The organism is Methylobacterium brachythecii (assembly GCF_014196345.1).
GTDB lineage: Bacteria > Pseudomonadota > Alphaproteobacteria > Rhizobiales > Beijerinckiaceae > Methylobacterium > Methylobacterium brachythecii.
Genome location: NZ_JACIDN010000001.1, coordinates 397198 through 413799, shown reverse-complemented (window position 1 = coordinate 413799; position 16602 = coordinate 397198). Strand labels below are relative to the sequence as shown.

The 16602-nt window shown below is 67.4% G+C and carries 14 protein-coding genes and 1 tRNA gene; 4 read left to right on the top strand and 11 right to left on the bottom strand.

What is annotated here, in order from left to right; all coding sequences use genetic code 11:
• Positions 1-9: 9 nt before the first annotated feature.
• The 8 genes from GGR33_RS02065 to GGR33_RS02030 form a co-directional block, all read right to left on the bottom strand.
• On the bottom strand, positions 10-912 hold the full coding sequence (locus GGR33_RS02065; RefSeq protein ID WP_183501705.1) for an ABC transporter permease: 903 nt from the start codon (positions 910-912) through the stop codon (positions 10-12).
• A 4-nt stretch (positions 913-916) separates the two neighbouring features.
• Positions 917-2281 (bottom strand): ABC transporter substrate-binding protein, encoded by a 1365-nt coding sequence (locus tag GGR33_RS02060; RefSeq protein ID WP_246412795.1) that lies wholly within the window; start codon positions 2279-2281, stop codon positions 917-919.
• A 226-nt stretch (positions 2282-2507) separates the two neighbouring features.
• Positions 2508-3206: a Crp/Fnr family transcriptional regulator gene (locus GGR33_RS02055; protein ID WP_246412726.1), complete on the bottom strand. Its 699-nt coding sequence runs from the start codon at positions 3204-3206 to the stop codon at positions 2508-2510.
• A 316-nt stretch (positions 3207-3522) separates the two neighbouring features.
• The gene (locus tag GGR33_RS02050) at positions 3523-4488 is read right to left on the bottom strand and encodes a HEAT repeat domain-containing protein (RefSeq protein WP_183501703.1); all 966 of its coding nucleotides are present in this window, start codon (positions 4486-4488) and stop codon (positions 3523-3525) included.
• Positions 4489-4496: 8 nt separating this feature from the next.
• Positions 4497-4730 carry a 4Fe-4S dicluster domain-containing protein gene (locus GGR33_RS02045; protein ID WP_015952121.1) on the bottom strand — a complete coding sequence of 78 codons (234 nt, stop codon included), beginning with the start codon at positions 4728-4730 and terminating at the stop codon, positions 4497-4499.
• Between the two features lie 41 nt (positions 4731-4771).
• Complete coding sequence (locus GGR33_RS02040) at positions 4772-6514, bottom strand: fumarate reductase/succinate dehydrogenase flavoprotein subunit (RefSeq protein ID WP_183501702.1); 1743 nt, start codon at positions 6512-6514, stop codon at positions 4772-4774.
• Positions 6515-6586: 72 nt separating this feature from the next.
• A complete protein-coding gene (locus tag GGR33_RS02035) occupies positions 6587-6937 on the bottom strand; it encodes a gamma-butyrobetaine hydroxylase-like domain-containing protein (RefSeq protein WP_183501701.1) in 351 nt (116 codons plus the stop codon).
• Between the two features lie 479 nt (positions 6938-7416).
• Positions 7417-7491 (bottom strand) — tRNA-Glu (locus tag GGR33_RS02030).
• Positions 7492-7633: 142 nt separating this feature from the next.
• Between GGR33_RS02030 and GGR33_RS02025 the strand changes: the two genes are divergently transcribed.
• A complete protein-coding gene (locus GGR33_RS02025) occupies positions 7634-8446 on the top strand; it encodes a TrmH family RNA methyltransferase (protein WP_183501700.1) in 813 nt (270 codons plus the stop codon).
• 99 nt (positions 8447-8545) lie between these two features.
• Here GGR33_RS02025 and GGR33_RS02020 read toward each other — a convergent pair whose 3' ends face one another.
• Together GGR33_RS02020 and GGR33_RS02015 are read right to left on the bottom strand one after the other, a co-directional pair.
• Positions 8546-10429, bottom strand: coding sequence for a CHASE3 domain-containing protein (locus GGR33_RS02020; RefSeq protein WP_284211943.1), 1884 nt, complete (start codon positions 10427-10429; stop codon positions 8546-8548).
• A 125-nt stretch (positions 10430-10554) separates the two neighbouring features.
• Positions 10555-12108: a CYTH and CHAD domain-containing protein gene (locus GGR33_RS02015; protein WP_183501698.1), complete on the bottom strand. Its 1554-nt coding sequence runs from the start codon at positions 12106-12108 to the stop codon at positions 10555-10557.
• Positions 12109-12438: 330 nt separating this feature from the next.
• On the opposite strand from GGR33_RS02015, the gene GGR33_RS02010 reads away from it, so the two are divergent.
• Entirely contained in the window at positions 12439-13077 is a 639-nt protein-coding gene (locus GGR33_RS02010) for a hypothetical protein (RefSeq protein WP_183501697.1), read from the top strand.
• Between the two features lie 23 nt (positions 13078-13100).
• Here the strand turns inward: GGR33_RS02010 and GGR33_RS02005 are convergent, their stop codons facing one another.
• Positions 13101-13334: a hypothetical protein gene (locus GGR33_RS02005; protein WP_183501696.1), complete on the bottom strand. Its 234-nt coding sequence runs from the start codon at positions 13332-13334 to the stop codon at positions 13101-13103.
• Between the two features lie 434 nt (positions 13335-13768).
• Here GGR33_RS02005 and GGR33_RS02000 point away from each other — a divergent pair, with 434 nt between their 5' ends.
• On the top strand, positions 13769-15406 hold the full coding sequence (locus GGR33_RS02000) for an inorganic phosphate transporter (protein WP_183501695.1): 1638 nt from the start codon (positions 13769-13771) through the stop codon (positions 15404-15406).
• Between the two features lie 115 nt (positions 15407-15521).
• The gene (locus tag GGR33_RS01995; RefSeq protein ID WP_183501694.1) at positions 15522-16562 is read left to right on the top strand and encodes an NAD-dependent epimerase/dehydratase family protein; all 1041 of its coding nucleotides are present in this window, start codon (positions 15522-15524) and stop codon (positions 16560-16562) included.
• The last annotated feature ends 40 nt before the right edge of the window (positions 16563-16602 follow it).

Sequence of the window (16602 nt, the reverse complement as noted above, 5' to 3'; positions counted from 1 at the left end):
GAGCGGCCTTTAGCGGGCCGCGCCCCATGGCATGGCGAGACGGCCGAGCAGGCGGATGGCGAAGCTCGATGCGAGGCCGAGGACGCCGATCGTAATCATGCCGAGTGCGATGTCGGAGTACTGGACCAGGGAGTAGGCCTCCCAGGTGAAGTAGCCGATGCCGAACTGGCCGGAGATCATCTCGGCGGCGATGAGCGAAACCCAGGCGACGCCCATGCCGACGGTCAGCCCCGTGAAGATCTGCGGCAGCGAGGCCGGCAGGTAGACCTCGCGGAAGACCGAGGCCTCCTTGGCTCCGAGGCAGCGCGCGGCCCGCACGAGCACCGGATCGACGGTCGCCATGCCCTGCAGCGTGTTGATCAGGATCGGGAAGAACGAGCCGAGGAAGGTGATGAAGACGATCGATTCCTCGTTCGTCGGCCAGAGCATGATCGCCATCGGCACCCAGGCGATGGCCGGGATCGGCCGCGTCACCTCGCAGATCGGAAACACGATCTCCCGCAGGATCTGGAAGCGGCCCATCAGCAGGCCGAGCGGGATCGCGACCACGCTGGCCAGGGTGAAGCCGTAGAGAATGCGCCGGCAGCTCATCCAGATGTGGTCGCCGAACATCGGGTTGTGGAAGGCGACGATCGCACGCGCCAGCACGTCCTCCGGGCTCGGGACGTTGGTGAAGCGCACGTAGAAGGTGGCGCGGTTCACCGTCAGCAGCTGCCAGACCGCGACGAAGATCGCGAGCGAGATCAGGCCGAGAAGTGCCCCGCGCAGTTGGCTACGATGCAGGCGAAACCAGCGGGCGAGCTGATCCTTCCGCAAAGCGTTGGCCACGGCCGGACTGGTCGCCGCCGTCGGTGCGACGGCAGGCTCCGGGAGGGCCGCCGTGTCGGGGAGTTTGCGAAGCGCGGCTTCCATCGGATCAGCCCCCCGTCACCGCGGCCTTGATGGCCTCGTCGTAGGGCATCACCTTCGCTCCGGATTTTTCTGCCGCCGCCTCAGCGTCCCGCTTCAGCAGGTACGGCGCGATCTCGCCCTTGCCGCCCACCGCGTAGAAGGCCTCCTTGGCGAAGAGCTTGATGCCGCGCGAGGTGTCGAAGACATAGGCGACGTTGATCTCCTTGCCCTTGGCCTTGAGATCGTTGACCGCGCCGAGCGTGCAGGCCGCGCTGGAATAGGGGAGGATGTCGCCACCCTTCACCCAGATCTCACCGGCCTTGCGCGGATCGCTGATCGGCTTCTTGCAGAAGCCGTCCTCGCCGGAGACCTCGTAGTTCGCGGTGCTGGCGAGTTGCTTGTCGTAGTCGAGCCCACGGTCGGCGAAGGCCTTGCGGAGCGGCTTGTCGTTGACCCAGGTGGAGACGTCGAACTCCTTCACCCGGTCGAGCTTCTGTAGGACCTTCACGTCTTCCTTGGCGGCGTCCGTGAGTTGCGGCTTGATGGTCGGGTCGATGGTCATGATCCCGCCCGGGCCGAGGAAGATGTAGACGACTTCCTTGTCGGTGCCGGTCCAGGCCGCGATCTGCTCGGCGGCGCGCTTCGGATCGGCCTTCACCCAGGCCTGCGCGTCGAGCACCGCCTGAAGATAGGCGTCGACGATCTCGGGGTACTGCTTGGCGAAGTCGGTGCGCACCACGACGCCGTGCCAGGTCGGTAGGTTGGTCTCGACGCCATCGAACACTTTGCGAGCGAAGCCGCGGAACGGCAGCAGCTCGGCGAAGGGCACGAAGTCGGCATGCGCGTCGATCTTCTTCTCCTGCAGGTTGGTCGAGCCGACCTCGGGGCTCTGGTTCACCAGCCGGAAGAAGGTCTGCGGATAGCCTTTGTCCTGCAGCGCCTTGAGCACCATGCCGTGCGCGGCCGAGCCGAAGGGGACGCTGACCACTTTGCCCTTGAGGTCGTCGAAGGAGAAGTTGTCGGTCTCCTTGTTGACCACGATGCCGTTGCCGGAGCCGTAGAGGTTGTAAGCGGCGACCGAGATCAGTTCGGACTGGCTCTCGGGGTTGTTCTTGAAGGTGTAGCCGTTCACGACGAGGGGATAGTCGCCCATCGCGCCGAACTGCAGCTTACCGGCCATCATGCCGTTGGTGACCGGCGGCCCGGAGGTGAAGTTCTGCCAGTCGAGGCTGATCTTCATGTCGGCATACTTGCCGGTCTTCGGCAGGTGCTTCTCGATCAGCTTGAGCTGGCGGATCACGACGCCGACCGTGGCGGTGTTGGTCGTCGTGTCCTGCGTGCCGATGCCCACGGTGAGGGCCGTCTCGGCAATGGCGGGGCTTGCGATCATCGCGCCGGCGGCTGCCAGGAGCGCGATCGCCGAGGCTGCGCTTCGTCCAACCCAAGTCGACGTCATCATGCGCTCCGTCCTGTGCAATGTCGCTTCGACATCGAGGTCATGATCGGGCGCTTGTCGGATCACGATCAAATGGAGAGGTCGAAGTCGAGTCGATTAGTTGCTCAAAAAGTCTCGCCGCCCGCGGACGTGACGCACTTTTGAGCGAGAAGCATTCGAATTAAGCGTCGTCCTTTCCTCCGGGCATGCGCGCGAGGATATCGGGACGCTGGATCAGGATCTGCGAGCGCTTGGTCGAGACGATGCCCTGCTCGGCGAAGCGCTTGAGGCTGATCGTGACCCACTGCCGCGTGGCGCCGACCATGTGCGCGAGATCGGCATGGGTGAAATCGGCCGCGATCAGGATGCCGCCATCCTCCTCGACGCCGTAGAGCCCCGAAAGGTGCATCAGCAGGAAGGCGAGGCGATCGGTGATCGAACGAGTGCCCAGCATCTGGGCAAGCGCCGAGTAGCAGCGGCCCTTGAAGGTCAGGCCATCGATGATGCCGAAAGCCAGCGACGGGATCTTGGTCACGAGCTGGCGCAGGGCCGTGCCCGGCAGGTGCAGCACCGTGGAATTGCTCGCCGCCATGCCCGACCAGCTGTGGGTGCCCGTGCCGAACACCTCCGGGCCGCCGACGAAGTTGCCGGGATACCAATAGGCCAGGGTGATTTCGCGGCCGGTCGGCGCGGCGTAGAAGACGCGGATGCGGCCAGTCTCGATCAGCCAGATGCCGTCGTTCGGCGTCTCCTGGGTGAACAAGGTCGCGCCTCGGTAGAGGACGCGGCGGCGCCCTCTTTCCAGGACCTGATTGCGTTCGGATTCACTGAGCCCTTCCAGCAGGGGCCGCGGACCTGCGGGCTGAGGAAAGGCTTCCATCGGGCTCGTCGTGCCTCCGAAACAAGTCGGAAGCGACAGTCCCGATGAGAGGTGGGCCGTCTCCGTCCGAACGGGGATGGGCTGCATCGCTGAACCTCGCCTGTGACCGAGGGCAGCGCAGCAAAGCCTGTACCAGCTCTAAACTAGACGGGTCGCGCAGGCTACTGAGGGCGCCAAAAAAGGAAACGGCGTCAGTCACTTGAGACTGACGCCGCAGGTCGTGCAGGAGGTCAAAAAGGGATGTCGCTCTATCGGTCGACACGCCCGTGGAGCCCCGTACTCTTCTCCCGACATCGGGGAGAAGAAACGTTCTGCGCTACGCCTCGGCCTGGCAGCGTCCGATCGCCCAGCGGATCAGCTTGCGCACATCCGGATCGGGATCGTCGAAGGATTTTTCCAGGTAGGTCAGCGCGCGGGGATGAGCGATCTCGCCGAGCGACGCCGCGGCCTCCTTGCGAAGGTTGCTGATCTCCGATTCCAGCGCCGCACCGAGCACGTCGATGGCGGCGGTCGACTTGATCCGGCCCAGCGCATTGGCGGTCTTGGTCTTCACCTGCCAGACCGGGTCGGCCATCGCCGCGATCAGCGGCTCGACAGCTTCGGGCAGCCGGCTCTTGGCGATGGAGACGGCGGCCTCCTCGCGGACCTGCCAATTCTCGTCCTGCAGGCCGGCGAGCAGCGTCGAGACGCCGGGGCCGCCCGAGCGCAGGAAGACGAGGGCAGACATGGTGGCCCGGCGAACGGTCGCGTCGGAGTCCCGTGCAGTCGCGAGAAGCGCCGGCAGGGCTTCCTCGGCCTTGAGGTAGCCGATGACGCCGAGGCCCTCGCGGCGCACTTCCGGAGCCGTGCTCTGCAGGGCCTTCAAGGCCGCGGAGAGGGCATCGGGAATGACCAATTCCCGGAGCGCCCGGAGCGCCGCTGCCTGCACGAAGGGATCAGTATGCTCTGCCCGTTCGATGAGCAGCGGCCCGCAGGCCGGCTCCTTCTTCTCGGAGAGCGTCTCGGCGGCGGTGCGGCGCACGTCCTCGTCCGCATCCTCGAGCGAGGCCACCAGGCCCTCGACCACGTCGGGGCCGTCATGCTCGTCGAGCGCTTTGGCGGCGGCGGCGCGCACGGTGGCGTCGTCGTCGGCGAGGCCCTTGAGCAGCAGGACCTTGGCCTCGGCGCCGACCGCCTCGGCCAGCTCCATCATCGCGACGCGGCGGATGCCGGCATCGGGGCTGGCCGCACGCTCGGCGAGATCGTCGAGGTCGTCGTCGAAGGTTTCGAATACCGGTGCCATGGTCGACCTCAGCGCAGCAGGTAGGGAATGTTGACCTTCACTGCATTCGTCGGGCAGTCGACTTCGCAGGGCATGCAGTACCAGCACTCGTCGTACTTCATGTAGGCCTTCTGCCGAGTCTCATCGATCGCGAGGATGTCGAGCGGGCAGACGTCGACGCAGACGCGGCAGCCCTTCTCGGCGATGCACTTGTCGTCGTCGATGACGACCGCGGCGCTCTTTGCCTGGGTGATGATGGGCATGGGATCTCTCCGATTCCTGGGAAGGGGGCCGTCGCGGCGCGCTACTCGGCGGCGGCCGGCGTCTTGATGCGGAGCTGGTGGTAGGCGCTCATCTCTTCCTCGGCGACGGGGACGATGAAGGGGTCGACCTCGCGCTTGGCGCTGGCCATCCGGCCCTTCTCGTCCTTGAACAGGACCGTGTGGCAGGCCCAGTTCGGATCGGTCTCCGGGTGGTCGACGCGCAGGTGGTAGAAGCCCCAGCGGCTCTCGGTGCGGTACAGCGAGGCGTGGGCCGCCATGTCGGCGCAGTCGAGGATGGTCTGGGTCTCCAGCGCGCGCAGCAATTCGTGCGGGTCGCGGGCGACGAGGTGGCCGAGGTCCTCGCGGATCTCCGCGAAGCGGCGCTGGCCGAGCTCCATCTTGGCGGTGACCTTCGGCGGCTCCAGATAGTCGTTCACGAAGCGCCGGGTCTTGAACTCCATCTCGTTGGGGGTGATGCCGTCCTCGCGGCGGGTCGGCGCCATCACGCGCTCCTGCTCGGCCAGGACGTCGGCCTCGTCGTAGGCGGCAAGCGTCGTCGAGGCGCAATAGGCGGCGGCATGGGCGCCGGCGATGCCGCCATTCACGAAGGCACCGAGCATGTAATTGTGCGGAACGGCCGCCATGTCGCCGACGGCGTAGAGGCCGGGCACGGTGGTCTGGGCGTATTCGTCGACCCAGACGCCCGAGGCTGAGTGGCCGGAGCAGAAGCCGATCTCGGAGATGTGCATCTCGACGGCGCGCTGGCGGTAATTGGTGCCGCGGCGCTCGTGGAAGCGGCCGCGCGACGGACGCTCGTTCGAGTGCAGGATCGTCTCGATCTCCGAGATCGTCTCCTCGCGCAGGTGGTCCATCTTGAGGAAGACCGGGCCGTTGCCGCCCTGCAACTCGCGCCAGAACTCGAGCATCATCTGGCCCGACCAGTAGTCGCACTCGATGAAGCGCTCGCCCTTGTTGTTGGCGGTGAAGCCGCCGAACGGGCCGGTCACGTAGGCGCAGGACGGGCCGTTATAGTCCTTGATCAGCGGGTTGATCTGGTAGCATTCGAGGTTCGCGAGCTGCGCGCCGGCATGGTAGGCCATGGCGTAGCCGTCGCCGCAATTGGCAGCATTCTCGTAGGTGCCGAACAGGTAGCCCGAGGCCGGCAGGCCGAGACGCCCTGCGGCGCCGCAGGCGAGCACCACGGCCTTCGCCTTGATCACCAGAAACTCGGATGTGCGGGTGTTGACGCCGATGGCACCGGCGATGCGGCCGTCCGCGTCCTTCAGGAGCCGGGTCGCCATGTAGCGGTTGGTGACGGCGACCTGGAGGCGGCGCAGCTGGCGGTAGAGCACCTTCTTGACGTTGTGCCCTTCGGGCATCGGCAGCACGTAGGTCCCCATGTGGTGGACCTTGCGCATGTTGTACTCGCCCGAGCCGTCCTTCTCGAACTTGACCCCGAGCTTGTCGAGGTACTGGATCATCGGGAAGGAGCCCTGGGCATACGCCATCACCGCCTTCTGGTTGACGATGCCGTCATTCGCAACGGTGATCTCCTTCACGTATTGCTCGGGCGTCGCGTAGCCCGGCACGACGGCGTTGTTCAGGCCGTCCATGCCCATGCTGATCGCGCCGGAGCGCTTCACGTTCGCCTTCTCCATCAGCAGCACGCGCAGCTTCGGGTCGGCTTCCTTGGCCTTGATCGCGGCCATCGGGCCGCCGGTGCCGCCGCCGATGACGAGGAGGTCGGTCTCGATGATTTCGACGTTGGGGCTGCTGTCGCTCATGGTGGGCACTCGCTGGTCGGGCGCAGGCCAGGGGCCGCGCACTCGGAGAGGGAGGAGAAAGGGGGGGGACGATCAGGCCGCCTGGGGCGTCCGCTCTTCGGCGGTCTCGCGGGCGAGGTCGCGCAGGTAGACCCACGGAAAGATCCCGCGGGCATGGCCGTCGGAAAAGCCGAGATTCACGGCGTAGCCGCCGAGCGAATCGATCTTGGTGACGGCGATGGCCTCGAAGGTGACCGGGAAACGATCCTGGAGCCGATCCCGGGTGCACCAGGCACAACGGCAGCGCAGCCGCAGCGTCTCGGCGGGCAGAACGGCCTCCTCGCCATTCGCCCAGGTCAGGCGCAGATCGCGGCCGCCGCGCGAGACGACGGCATCGGTCGGGATTGCTTCGGGATCGAATGGCGGCTCGGGGGGGAGTCTCATCGGCGCGTCCATCATCGACGGGTGCTGGGAAGCAGGTCGATTAGAGCCAGCCGACTGGGCGGCTGATAGCAATTAGTTGCCGGATGAGTTCGAAAGCGGATCGGGTGGGCGTTCGGAGCTTTGGTGCGAGCGATTGGGTGGCGCTGGTCGGCGGTGTCATAGGCCCACTCGCGCAGGCCAGTCTGGACGAAGCGTTCGAGTTTCCCGTCGGTCTCCGGGGCAAGCCTCCTCCTGGACAGCCGCACCCCGCCGTTTTCGACCCGACGGCGTCAAACGCGCACTCCGAAGGATGGTCATCCGGTCTCTCCGAGACGGCTGAAGCCTCGCAACTCCAGCGCCCTCGGTTCAGACGGGATGGACAACCTACGGAAGCTCACAGCCAGCGCCCGGAGGACCGTTCGCAAAAGCGCGATCTCACGAGAAGCAAACCAACTGCTTCAACGCGGTATTCGCGCTTCTATTCTGGACGGCAGGAAAATTGGCGCGCCCTGCGGGAATCGAACCCGCCTTTTCAGCGTGAAAGGCTGACGTCCTAACCGATAGACGAAGGGCGCTTGCGCTAGGCGGGTCGGTCTATAGTCGGCTCGGGCGGTCACGGCAACGGTCTTCCGTGCAAGTCGATGCAGGGGAGGGCGGCTTGACGCGGCGGGCGGATGCCGGTCTGAGGCCGGACGAGTTCAATTTCACGAGCGGTGCATGACTTCCCGACGCGACGGCCCGCCCCGGTCTTCCGGCCCCGGCCGGTTCCGGTACCGGCCCCAGGGCCATCGGCCGGCCGGGCCGGCGGCCCGGGAGGGGCTCGACCATGTCGTGCTCTATGGTTGGCACCCAGTCTACGAGGCGATGGCCAACGAGGCCCGCGGCCTGCATCGGCTGCTCGCCACCGAGAACGGGGCGGCGCGTCTCAGAGAGGAACTGGGCACGCTCCGCATCGAGCCGGAGCTGGTCAAGCCGAGCGCCATCAACGCGTTGCTTGGCCCCGACGCAGTGCATCAGGGACTCTATCTCGAAGCCGAGCATCTGCCGGCGCCAGGGATCGACTCGGTGCCGCAGGACGCGCTGCTCGTGGCGCTCGACCAGATCACCGATCCGCACAATGTCGGGGCGATCGTGCGCACGGCCGCGGCCTTCGGCGTCACGGCCATCGTCACCACGGCGCGCCATGCGCCGAACGCCACCGGCGTCATGGCGAAATCCGCCTCGGGGGGCCTGGAGCACGTGCCGCTGATCGTGGTGCGCAATCTTGCCGAAGCGCTGATCGCGTTGGGTGAGCGCGGCTTCACCCGGATCGGCCTCGATTCCGAAGCGGACACGCCGCTCGACGGCGTGAAGACCGGCGAGGGCATGGTCGTGGTGCTCGGTGCCGAGGGCAAGGGGCTGCGCCAGCGCACCCGCGAATGCTGCGACGTGCTCGCCCGCATCGATTTCACGGGTGCGATCCGCAGCGTGAACGTCTCCAATGCTGCCGCGATCAGCCTCTATGCGCTGACGCGAGGCCGGAGTGGCTAGAGCACTTTCCGACGAAGTGGATGCCGGTTCGTCGAAGGAAAGCGCGTCAACTCAAAGACCTAGAGCCGCCGGCCCGATGCAATCAGGTCGGATACGGCGCTAGGCCGCGATCGCCTCGCGGACCTTGTGGGCGAGGCCTTCGAGGGTGAAGGGCTTGCCGATCAGCTTCACGTCCGCGTCGATCACGCCGTTATGCACGATGGCGTTGCGGGTGTAGCCGGTGGTGTAGAGCACCTTGAGTTCCGGACGGCGCTGGCGGGCGGCGTCGACGAGCTGACGCCCGTTCATTTCCGGCATCACCACGTCGGTGAAGAGCAGGGCGATCTCCGGATGGGCATCGAGCAGGCGGAGTGCCGCGGCGCCGCCCTCGGCATGGATCACCGTGTAGTTCAGGTCACGCAGCACCTCGACGGTGAGTCGGCGCACCGCCGGCTCGTCCTCCACCACGAGGATGATCTCGTTCGGACGCCCCTCGGGCACTGACGCGGCGCGGCCTGCTGCCTTTGGAGCCACGGCCTCCGCCGGGCCGGCGAGGCGCGGCAGGTAGATCTTCACCGTCGTCCCGGTGCCGAGTTCGGAATAGATCTTCACGTACCCATCGGACTGGCGCACGAAACCGAAGACCTGGCTGAGGCCGAGGCCGGTGCCCTGGCCGACCTCCTTGGTGGTGAAGAACGGCTCGAACGCCTTGGCCGCGACGTCCGGCGTCATGCCGGTGCCGGTATCGGTCACCGCGATCATCACGTACTGGCCCGGCGTGATGCCGAGATTGTCGGAGGCGTAGCCCTCGTCGATATGCGCGTTGGCCGTCTCGATGGTCAGCCGGCCGCCGGAGGGCATGGCGTCGCGCGCGTTGATGGCGAGGTTCAGCAGCGCGCTTTCGAGCTGGTGCGGATCGGCGCGGCTGCGCCAGAGGCCTCCCGCCTGCACCGTCTCGACCTGGACGGTTTCCCCGAGCGTACGGCGCAGCAGCTCCGACATGCCGGAGACGAGGCGGTTCGGCTCGATCGACTCGGGGGCGAGTGGCTGCTTGCGGGCGAAGGCAAGCAGCCGGTGGGTGAGGGTCGCGGCGCGGTTCGCGCCCTCGAGACCCTGCTCGACGTAGCGTTCGAAATGCCGACCCGTCGCGGGCTCGCCGCGATCGGCCTGGCGCTTGAGCATGTTCAGGTTGCCGACGACGATCGCCAGCATGTTGTTGAAGTCGTGGGCGAGGCCGCCGGTGAGTTGGCCCATCGCCTCCATCTTCTGGGCCTGCCGCAGCTGCGCCTCCAGCCGGTCGCGGTTGGCGTTGGCGACGACCAGGGCACCGTTGCTCTCGCGCAGGGCCTCGTACGCGTTGGTCAAGCGGGTGTTGCGGCGGCGCGCATCGGAGACGACGAAGGCCGCGAGCGCGACGATGAGGCCGACGGCGATGGCGATAGCGACCTCGACGACCAAGGCCATCGCGGCGGCGGACCGGCGCAGGTCGAGGATGTGCTGGCGCGTGCGGGCGTCGAGCTTGTCGGCGAGCGCCCGGGCACGCTCCATCAGCGCGTTGCCGAGCCCGGTACGGACGCGTTGCAGGCTGGCCTCGACCTGCCCCGCCTTGCGCATCTCGACGGTGGCGCCGAGCTCGGCGAGCTTGTCCTTCATCGTCCGGCCGAAGGCGGCGAGGTCGGCGGCCTGGTCCGGCTCCTCGGCGAGGCCGGCGCGGACGCGGTCGAACCGGCTCTGCAGGGCCTCGATGGCGGTGGTGTAGGGGGCGAGGTAGCCGACATCCCCGGTCAGCAGATAGCCGCGCTGGCCGGTCTCGGCGTCCTGGAGACCTGAGAACAGGCTGACGATGTCGCCCCGCACGTCGAGCAGCCGGCGCAGCTCGTTGTCGCTCTGCTGCTGGGTAACCACGAGCCACGCCGTCGCGAGAACGATCGCGGCGAGCAGAGCGAAGCCGCCGACCAGGGGCGCGAGAGCCTTTGCCGTCGAACGCCGGAGGCGGGCACTCACGGCAGGCGACCCGATCTCGGGCATGAGACCTCTGGCGCCGCCGATCCGGGGCGCATTCGGAAAGAAGGGGTAGCGGCCTCGTCCGAATATCTCAAGCTAGGGATGTGGTCGCCCGGCATGGCGGATCAGCGCCAGAACGGCCTCATGTCGACGAGGGCCTCCTGAGCGGCATCCGCCTTCTCCACGAGTTTGCCGGCGCGGGCATCGGCCTCCGCGTCGGCGGTGGTGAGGCCGGCCGCAAAGAGGGCCGCGCCCGAGGGCGGCTCTCCCGCTTCACCGCCCCTGGCCGCCACGAGGCGGTCGGCGATCTGGTGGGCGGTGGAGAGGTCGTTCAGGGCTCCGAGATGGTCCTGGAGATCCGACAGCGCCCCGACGAATGCCTTGTGACGCTTGGCGGCCTTCTTCTCGGGGAAGAGCGGACCGAAGAACTCGGCGCCGTAGCGCAGCTTCTTCGCGACGATCCGGACTTGGTGGCGCTCCTCGGGCTCGAGCCGGGCGAGGTGATGGCCGCGCTTCTTCAGGCGGCGGCGCAGGCGCTCCAGCACAGTGGCGGCGAAGTCGCGGGCTGGGCGATCCCCACCCTGCCCGGCGCGCCAGGCGCCGGTCTCGATCCAGACGACGAGGTCGATGATCAGGCCGCGCCAGGCCGACCCGTCGAGAATCGCGAAGACCGCCGCATAGGCCTCCTCGCGCTCGGCGGAGAGGCGCTCGCGCAGCTCGTCGAGGCCGGCCTCGCCCGGTCGCCGCTCGATCTCGCCGGGCAACGTCTCGCCGAGGAAGACGTCGAGATTGCGCGCGGTGCCGAACGGCTCGGTGACGCGCTTGATCGCCGCGCGCAGGTCTTCGGCCTTCTCGTCCTGCTCCAGCAGCGACTTGAACAGGGAGAAGGCCGAGCGCAGCCGCCGCAGGGCGACGCGCATCTGGTGAAGGGCCTCCGGCGCGCGACCGTGGCGAAACACGTCCTCGTTGAGGCGCAGGTGCCGCAGGCAGGCCTTGGCGACGGCGGCGAAGGCCTCGCCCGCGCTAACCTCGGGATCGAGGGCGAAGGAGCCGGACTTGCTCGGCTTGTGCAGGCGCTCGTCGATCAGAGCGTAGCCGCGCTCGCCCTTACTCAGAACGCCGAGGCGAAGCGGCGCGCTCTCGCCGAGCGCGCTGGCCAAGGCGAATAGCTCGGCTGCGCTGCCGTCCCCGAGCTCGAGCTCGACTTCGCAGAGCGGTGCATCGCCGGCCTCCGTCTCGACGCGGCCGGTATCGAGCGTCGCGACGATGCTGGACGCACCGTGCCGGATGGACCGCCGGCTGCGCTCGACCACGGTGCGAAAGAGCGGCGACAGCGCGGACGACTTCGCGTCGTCGAGAACGGCGGCAGCGGGCGTGTCGGCGAGCAGGGCGAGGTCAGGCTCCGGTCCCGCGACGTCCCACTCCCACTCGCCCCGGTCGAACAGGCCGATGGCGGCGGGGGCCGCCGATTTCAGGGTCTGGATCGTGCGATCGCCCTCGCGGCGCAGGCGCAACGAGAGACCGGCGGCGTGGAGATCCCGGCCGGCCGTGTCGAAATAGGTGGTATCGAGGAGGCTGGTCGCGGCGTCCTCCGCCTGAAGCAGAGGATGGCCCGCAAGCGGCGTGAGGTCAGGCCCATCGCATACCAGCTTCAGCTCGATCTCGCGCGGCGCCTTCATGCCGTTGTCCGTTCTCCGTTTGCGTGCGCGGGCCGTCGCGCGGCCTAAACGCCGCTGCAATCGATTCGCCTGCCTGCAATGTCATCTGATCTGTAACGGGACCGCGGCCGTTTCGCGAGGCTCCCTTTCTTGACCGGAAACGACCGCGTCTCGGCGCTCGTCTCGGCGCGCAGGGATACGTGAAATTCATGCGGGACGAGGCCCGATGCGATGGACGAAAGCGGGGCTCGCGGTTAGGATTCGACTAGCTTGTTTCCCGCCCGAGTGCTGCGCCGAACCGTCCGTGACGGTCAGGCTCGGAGCTCGCGCCCTATCGTCGGGAGGAAGGCCATGTCGGTCGTGACGCGATGCGGAGCGGTCAGCCTTCTGTTCGGCCTGCTGCTGGCGGCTCCCGCCCTGGCGCAAACCACGCAGGCCCCCCCCTCCTGGACGGACCCGCCTGCGCGCGGTGCGGAGGGCGTGAAGCCCGCCGAGACAAAGCCCGCCGAGGCCAAGCCCGGCACTCCGGCGCCCATTGCGGAAAAGGCTCCTGCGGACACGCAATCCGCCCGGAAGCCGGAGGCGACGCCCGCGGAACGCGCAGCCACGACGCTCGGCGTGAAACCGGTCGAGACCGGCAAGCCTGCCGCATCCAATTTTGCGATGCAGACCCGCCGCACCGTTGTTCGGCCGCGGATGGTCGAGCGCCCGATGGTGATCGCGCGGCGGCGAGTGCATGTCGCCGATCGGCCGAACCGCCGGATCGCACGGAGATCGGGGCGGCATTTCGCCTACGCCGCCGAGTACGGATCGCGTCGGCGTCTGGCGGGATGGGGCGACTTGATCGACGAGAACCGGGTGAGTCGCGAGGCGCGCGCCCGCGAGGCCGGCTATACGCTCACGCGCATTCGGGCATACGGGGCTCCCGAAGGACCCCGTTTCCAGCCTCTGCTACCGTTCGACAGTGGTGGCCCAGGCGATCTCGACTGAGACCGCTGCGTCTCCTCAGCGGATCAGCGGATGCGGCCCGGACGCGCCGGCTCGAACACGATGCGGCGGTGGAAGGCACACCAGCTCTTGCCGTCGGCGACAGGCGCGCCGCAGCACACGGCCTGATCGCTCGGCTCGCCGATGATGAACTTGCACACGAAAGCGCCCGACTGCGCGAAGGGGACGCGCAACTTCGAGGACGGCTCCGCGATCGGATCGGCCTCGCTAATCTGCGACATGCGGACGAGCTGGTTCATGAACTTGGGACTCTTGGGGTGTGCCGGAATGCCCCCGGCGATCCGGCGGCGCGTACAATGTACGTCCTGCCCCAAGCCGGTTACGGGAATCTGCGGCGTTCTTGGTGAATGCCGCGGAACCCTAACGGCTCCCTACCGGCAGAACCGGCGCGCAGGAGTCATGCTACTGTCATAGCTGGGATTCTTCGCTCGGGAAACAAGTCCCGGTTGCGGAAGAGTGCGGTGCACACAGAGGAAAGTGGCGAAGAGCCGCACCATGTGCATGGCAGCCCCGTGAGCCGACGTTCGAGTATCGGATCGGCCCCTGTCTTTGCGAGCACGATTCGCGTAAAGTTTTCATCCCCGGCAAAAGAGTTCAGAAGCTGTTTTCGTCACGGAACTGATATCTGCCCCTTGTAGGCATCGCCCGTCTTCCCAAGGGGATGTAGGCTATCATGTCGGACGCAATTGCAGCACCACCGCCACTGGCGGCCCAACACTCTGAGAGCAAAGGCGGTCCGCGCCTGGATCATGGCACGCATCCAGCCGGAATCATCGTCTTCCTTCTCATTCTGGTCGCCGGCCTCAGCTACGCGGTCTTCAGCCTCGTCAGTGACATGAACGCCGTCGGCGAATCGCCGTTGGCCGTCAGCGCCTTCGTCCTCCTCGGCATCGCCCTCCTGATCGCGCTCGGCTTCGAGTTCGTGAACGGCTTCCACGACACCGCAAACGCGGTGGCCACCGTGATCTACACCCACTCGCTGCCTCCGATGGTCGCGGTGGTCTGGTCGGGCACCTTCAACTTCCTCGGCGTGATGCTGTCGAGCGGCGCGGTCGCCTACGCCATCGTTACCCTGCTGCCGGTGGAGCTGATCCTCCAGGTCGGCTCGGGCGCGGGCTACGCGATGATCTTCTCGCTGCTCATCGCCGCGATCCTGTGGAACCTCGGCACCTGGGCCCTCGGCCTGCCGAACTCCTCCTCGCATGCGCTGATCGGCTCGGTGCTCGGTGTCGGCCTCGCCAACCAGCTCATGGGTGGCGGCGACGGCACCTCCGGCGTCGACTGGGGCCAGGCCTTCAAGGTGTTCCAGGCCTTGCTGTTCTCGCCGATCTGCGGCTTCGTGCTCGCGGCCCTGCTGCTGCTCGCACTGAAATACACCGTGAAGCGCAAGGACCTCTACGAGGCTCCGAAGGGCGAGACCCCTCCCCCGCTCTGGATCCGTGGCCTGCTGATCCTGACCTGCACGCTGGTCTCGTTCTTCCACGGCGGCAACGACGGTCAGAAGGGCATGGGCCTGATCATGCTGATCCTGATCGGCGCGGCGCCCACCGCCTACGCCCTCAACCGCACCATGTCGGATGCCACCACCCCGGCCTTCGTCCAGCAGTCGCAGACGGCGAGCACCCTGTTCGCGAGCCATGCCAAGGGCACCTCGGTCGCCGCCGACGCAGAGTCGGCTCGCAAAATCGTCGGCGAAGCACTGAAGTCCAAGCAGCTGAACACGCCGGACGTCTTCGCTGCGCTGTCGACGCTCTCCACCGACATCGCGAACTCGGTGAAGAACTACGGCTCGATCCGTCAGGTCCCGGCTGCCGCGACCTCGAACGTGCGTAACGACATGTACCTCGCCTCCGACGCCGTCCGCCTCCTCCCAGCTTCCGGCGCCACCCTGTCGGACGAGGAGAAGGGCACGCTGAAGTCCTACGGCGCCCTGCTGAACGACGGCACGCGCTACATCCCGACCTGGGTCAAGGTCTGCGTGGCGCTCGCTCTCGGCCTCGGCACCATGGTCGGCTGGAAGCGCATCGTCGTCACCGTCGGCGAGAAGATCGGCAAGACCCACCTGACCTACGCTCAGGGCGCCTCGGCCGAGCTCGTCGCCGCCGGCACCATCGGCCTCGCCGAGCTCTACGGCCTGCCGGTCTCCACGACGCACATCCTGTCGAGCGGCGTCGCCGGCTCAATGGCCGCCAACGGCTCGGGCCTGCAGGCCTCCACCGTCCGCAACATGGCGCTGGCCTGGGTGCTCACCCTGCCCGCCGCTATCACGCTGGCCGGCGGCCTGTTCTTCATCCTGCGCCACGTTTTCTAAGCATCGACGCCCATTGAGACACGAAGGCCCCGGGGTTCGCGCCCCGGGGCCTTTGCTTTTGGCCGCGACGTGAGGGATGAAAAGCCATCTCCCGCGGCGTCGGAGCGGCACCGGAATGCGCGTCCTCGTCACCGGCTCGGCCGGTTTCATCGGCCACGCCCTAAGCCGCCGCCTGCTGAGCGAGAGGCACAGCGTCACCGGCTTTGATGCCTTCTCCGACTATTACGACGTCGGCCTGAAGCGCGCCCGCCACGCCGACCTCGCCGGTTTCCCTTCCTTCGAAGGGGTGGAGGCCCGGCTCGAGACGCCCGGCGCGCTCCTCGACACGCTGGCCCGCGTGCAGCCCGAGATCGTGGTCCATCTCGCGGCCCAGGCCGGGGTTCGCTACAGCATCGAGAATCCGGGCGCCTATGTCGAAGCGAACATCGTCGGCACCGCGAACCTGCTGGAGGCCGTGCGGGCCCATCCGGTGCGCCACCTGCTGCTCGCCTCGACCAGCTCGGCCTATGGCGGCGGCGCGACCTCGCCGTTCCGGGAGATCGATCGAGCGGTGACGCCGGTCTCGTTCTACGCGGCCACCAAGCTCGCCACGGAGGCGATGGCGCATTCCTACGCGCACCTGTTCGGTGTTCCGACGACAGCACTTCGCTTCTTCACGGTCTACGGGCCCTGGGGCCGGCCGGACATGGCGTTGTTCCTGTTCACCCGGAAAATCCTTGCGGGCCAGCCGATCGAGGTGTTTTCCGGCGGCACGGCGGAGCGCGACTTCACCTATATCGACGATCTCGTCGAAGGCCTGGTGCGGCTGATGGACTGCGTGCCGCCGAAACCTAGCGAGGGCGGCCCGGTCGGCGAGTCCGACACGCTAAGCCCGGTCGCGCCCTACCGCCTCGTCAATATCGGCGGCGGACGGCCGGTGCAGCTCGGCCGGATGATCGACGTGCTGGAAGAGGCCTTGGGCCGGTCCGCGGAGCGCATTCCCATGCCCCTGCCGCCAGGCGACGTCACGGCCACGCGGGCGAGCACGGAATTGCTTCAGGCGCTGATCGGCACCGTGCCCGAAACGCCGATCGAGACCGGGATCCCGGCCTTCGTGCGCTGGTATCGCGACTTCTACCCGACGGACGCCGCCTCCATCGCCACGCCGGCGCGCTGAGCCGCATGCTCCCGACGTCCTGGCATTGACTCCATCCTGA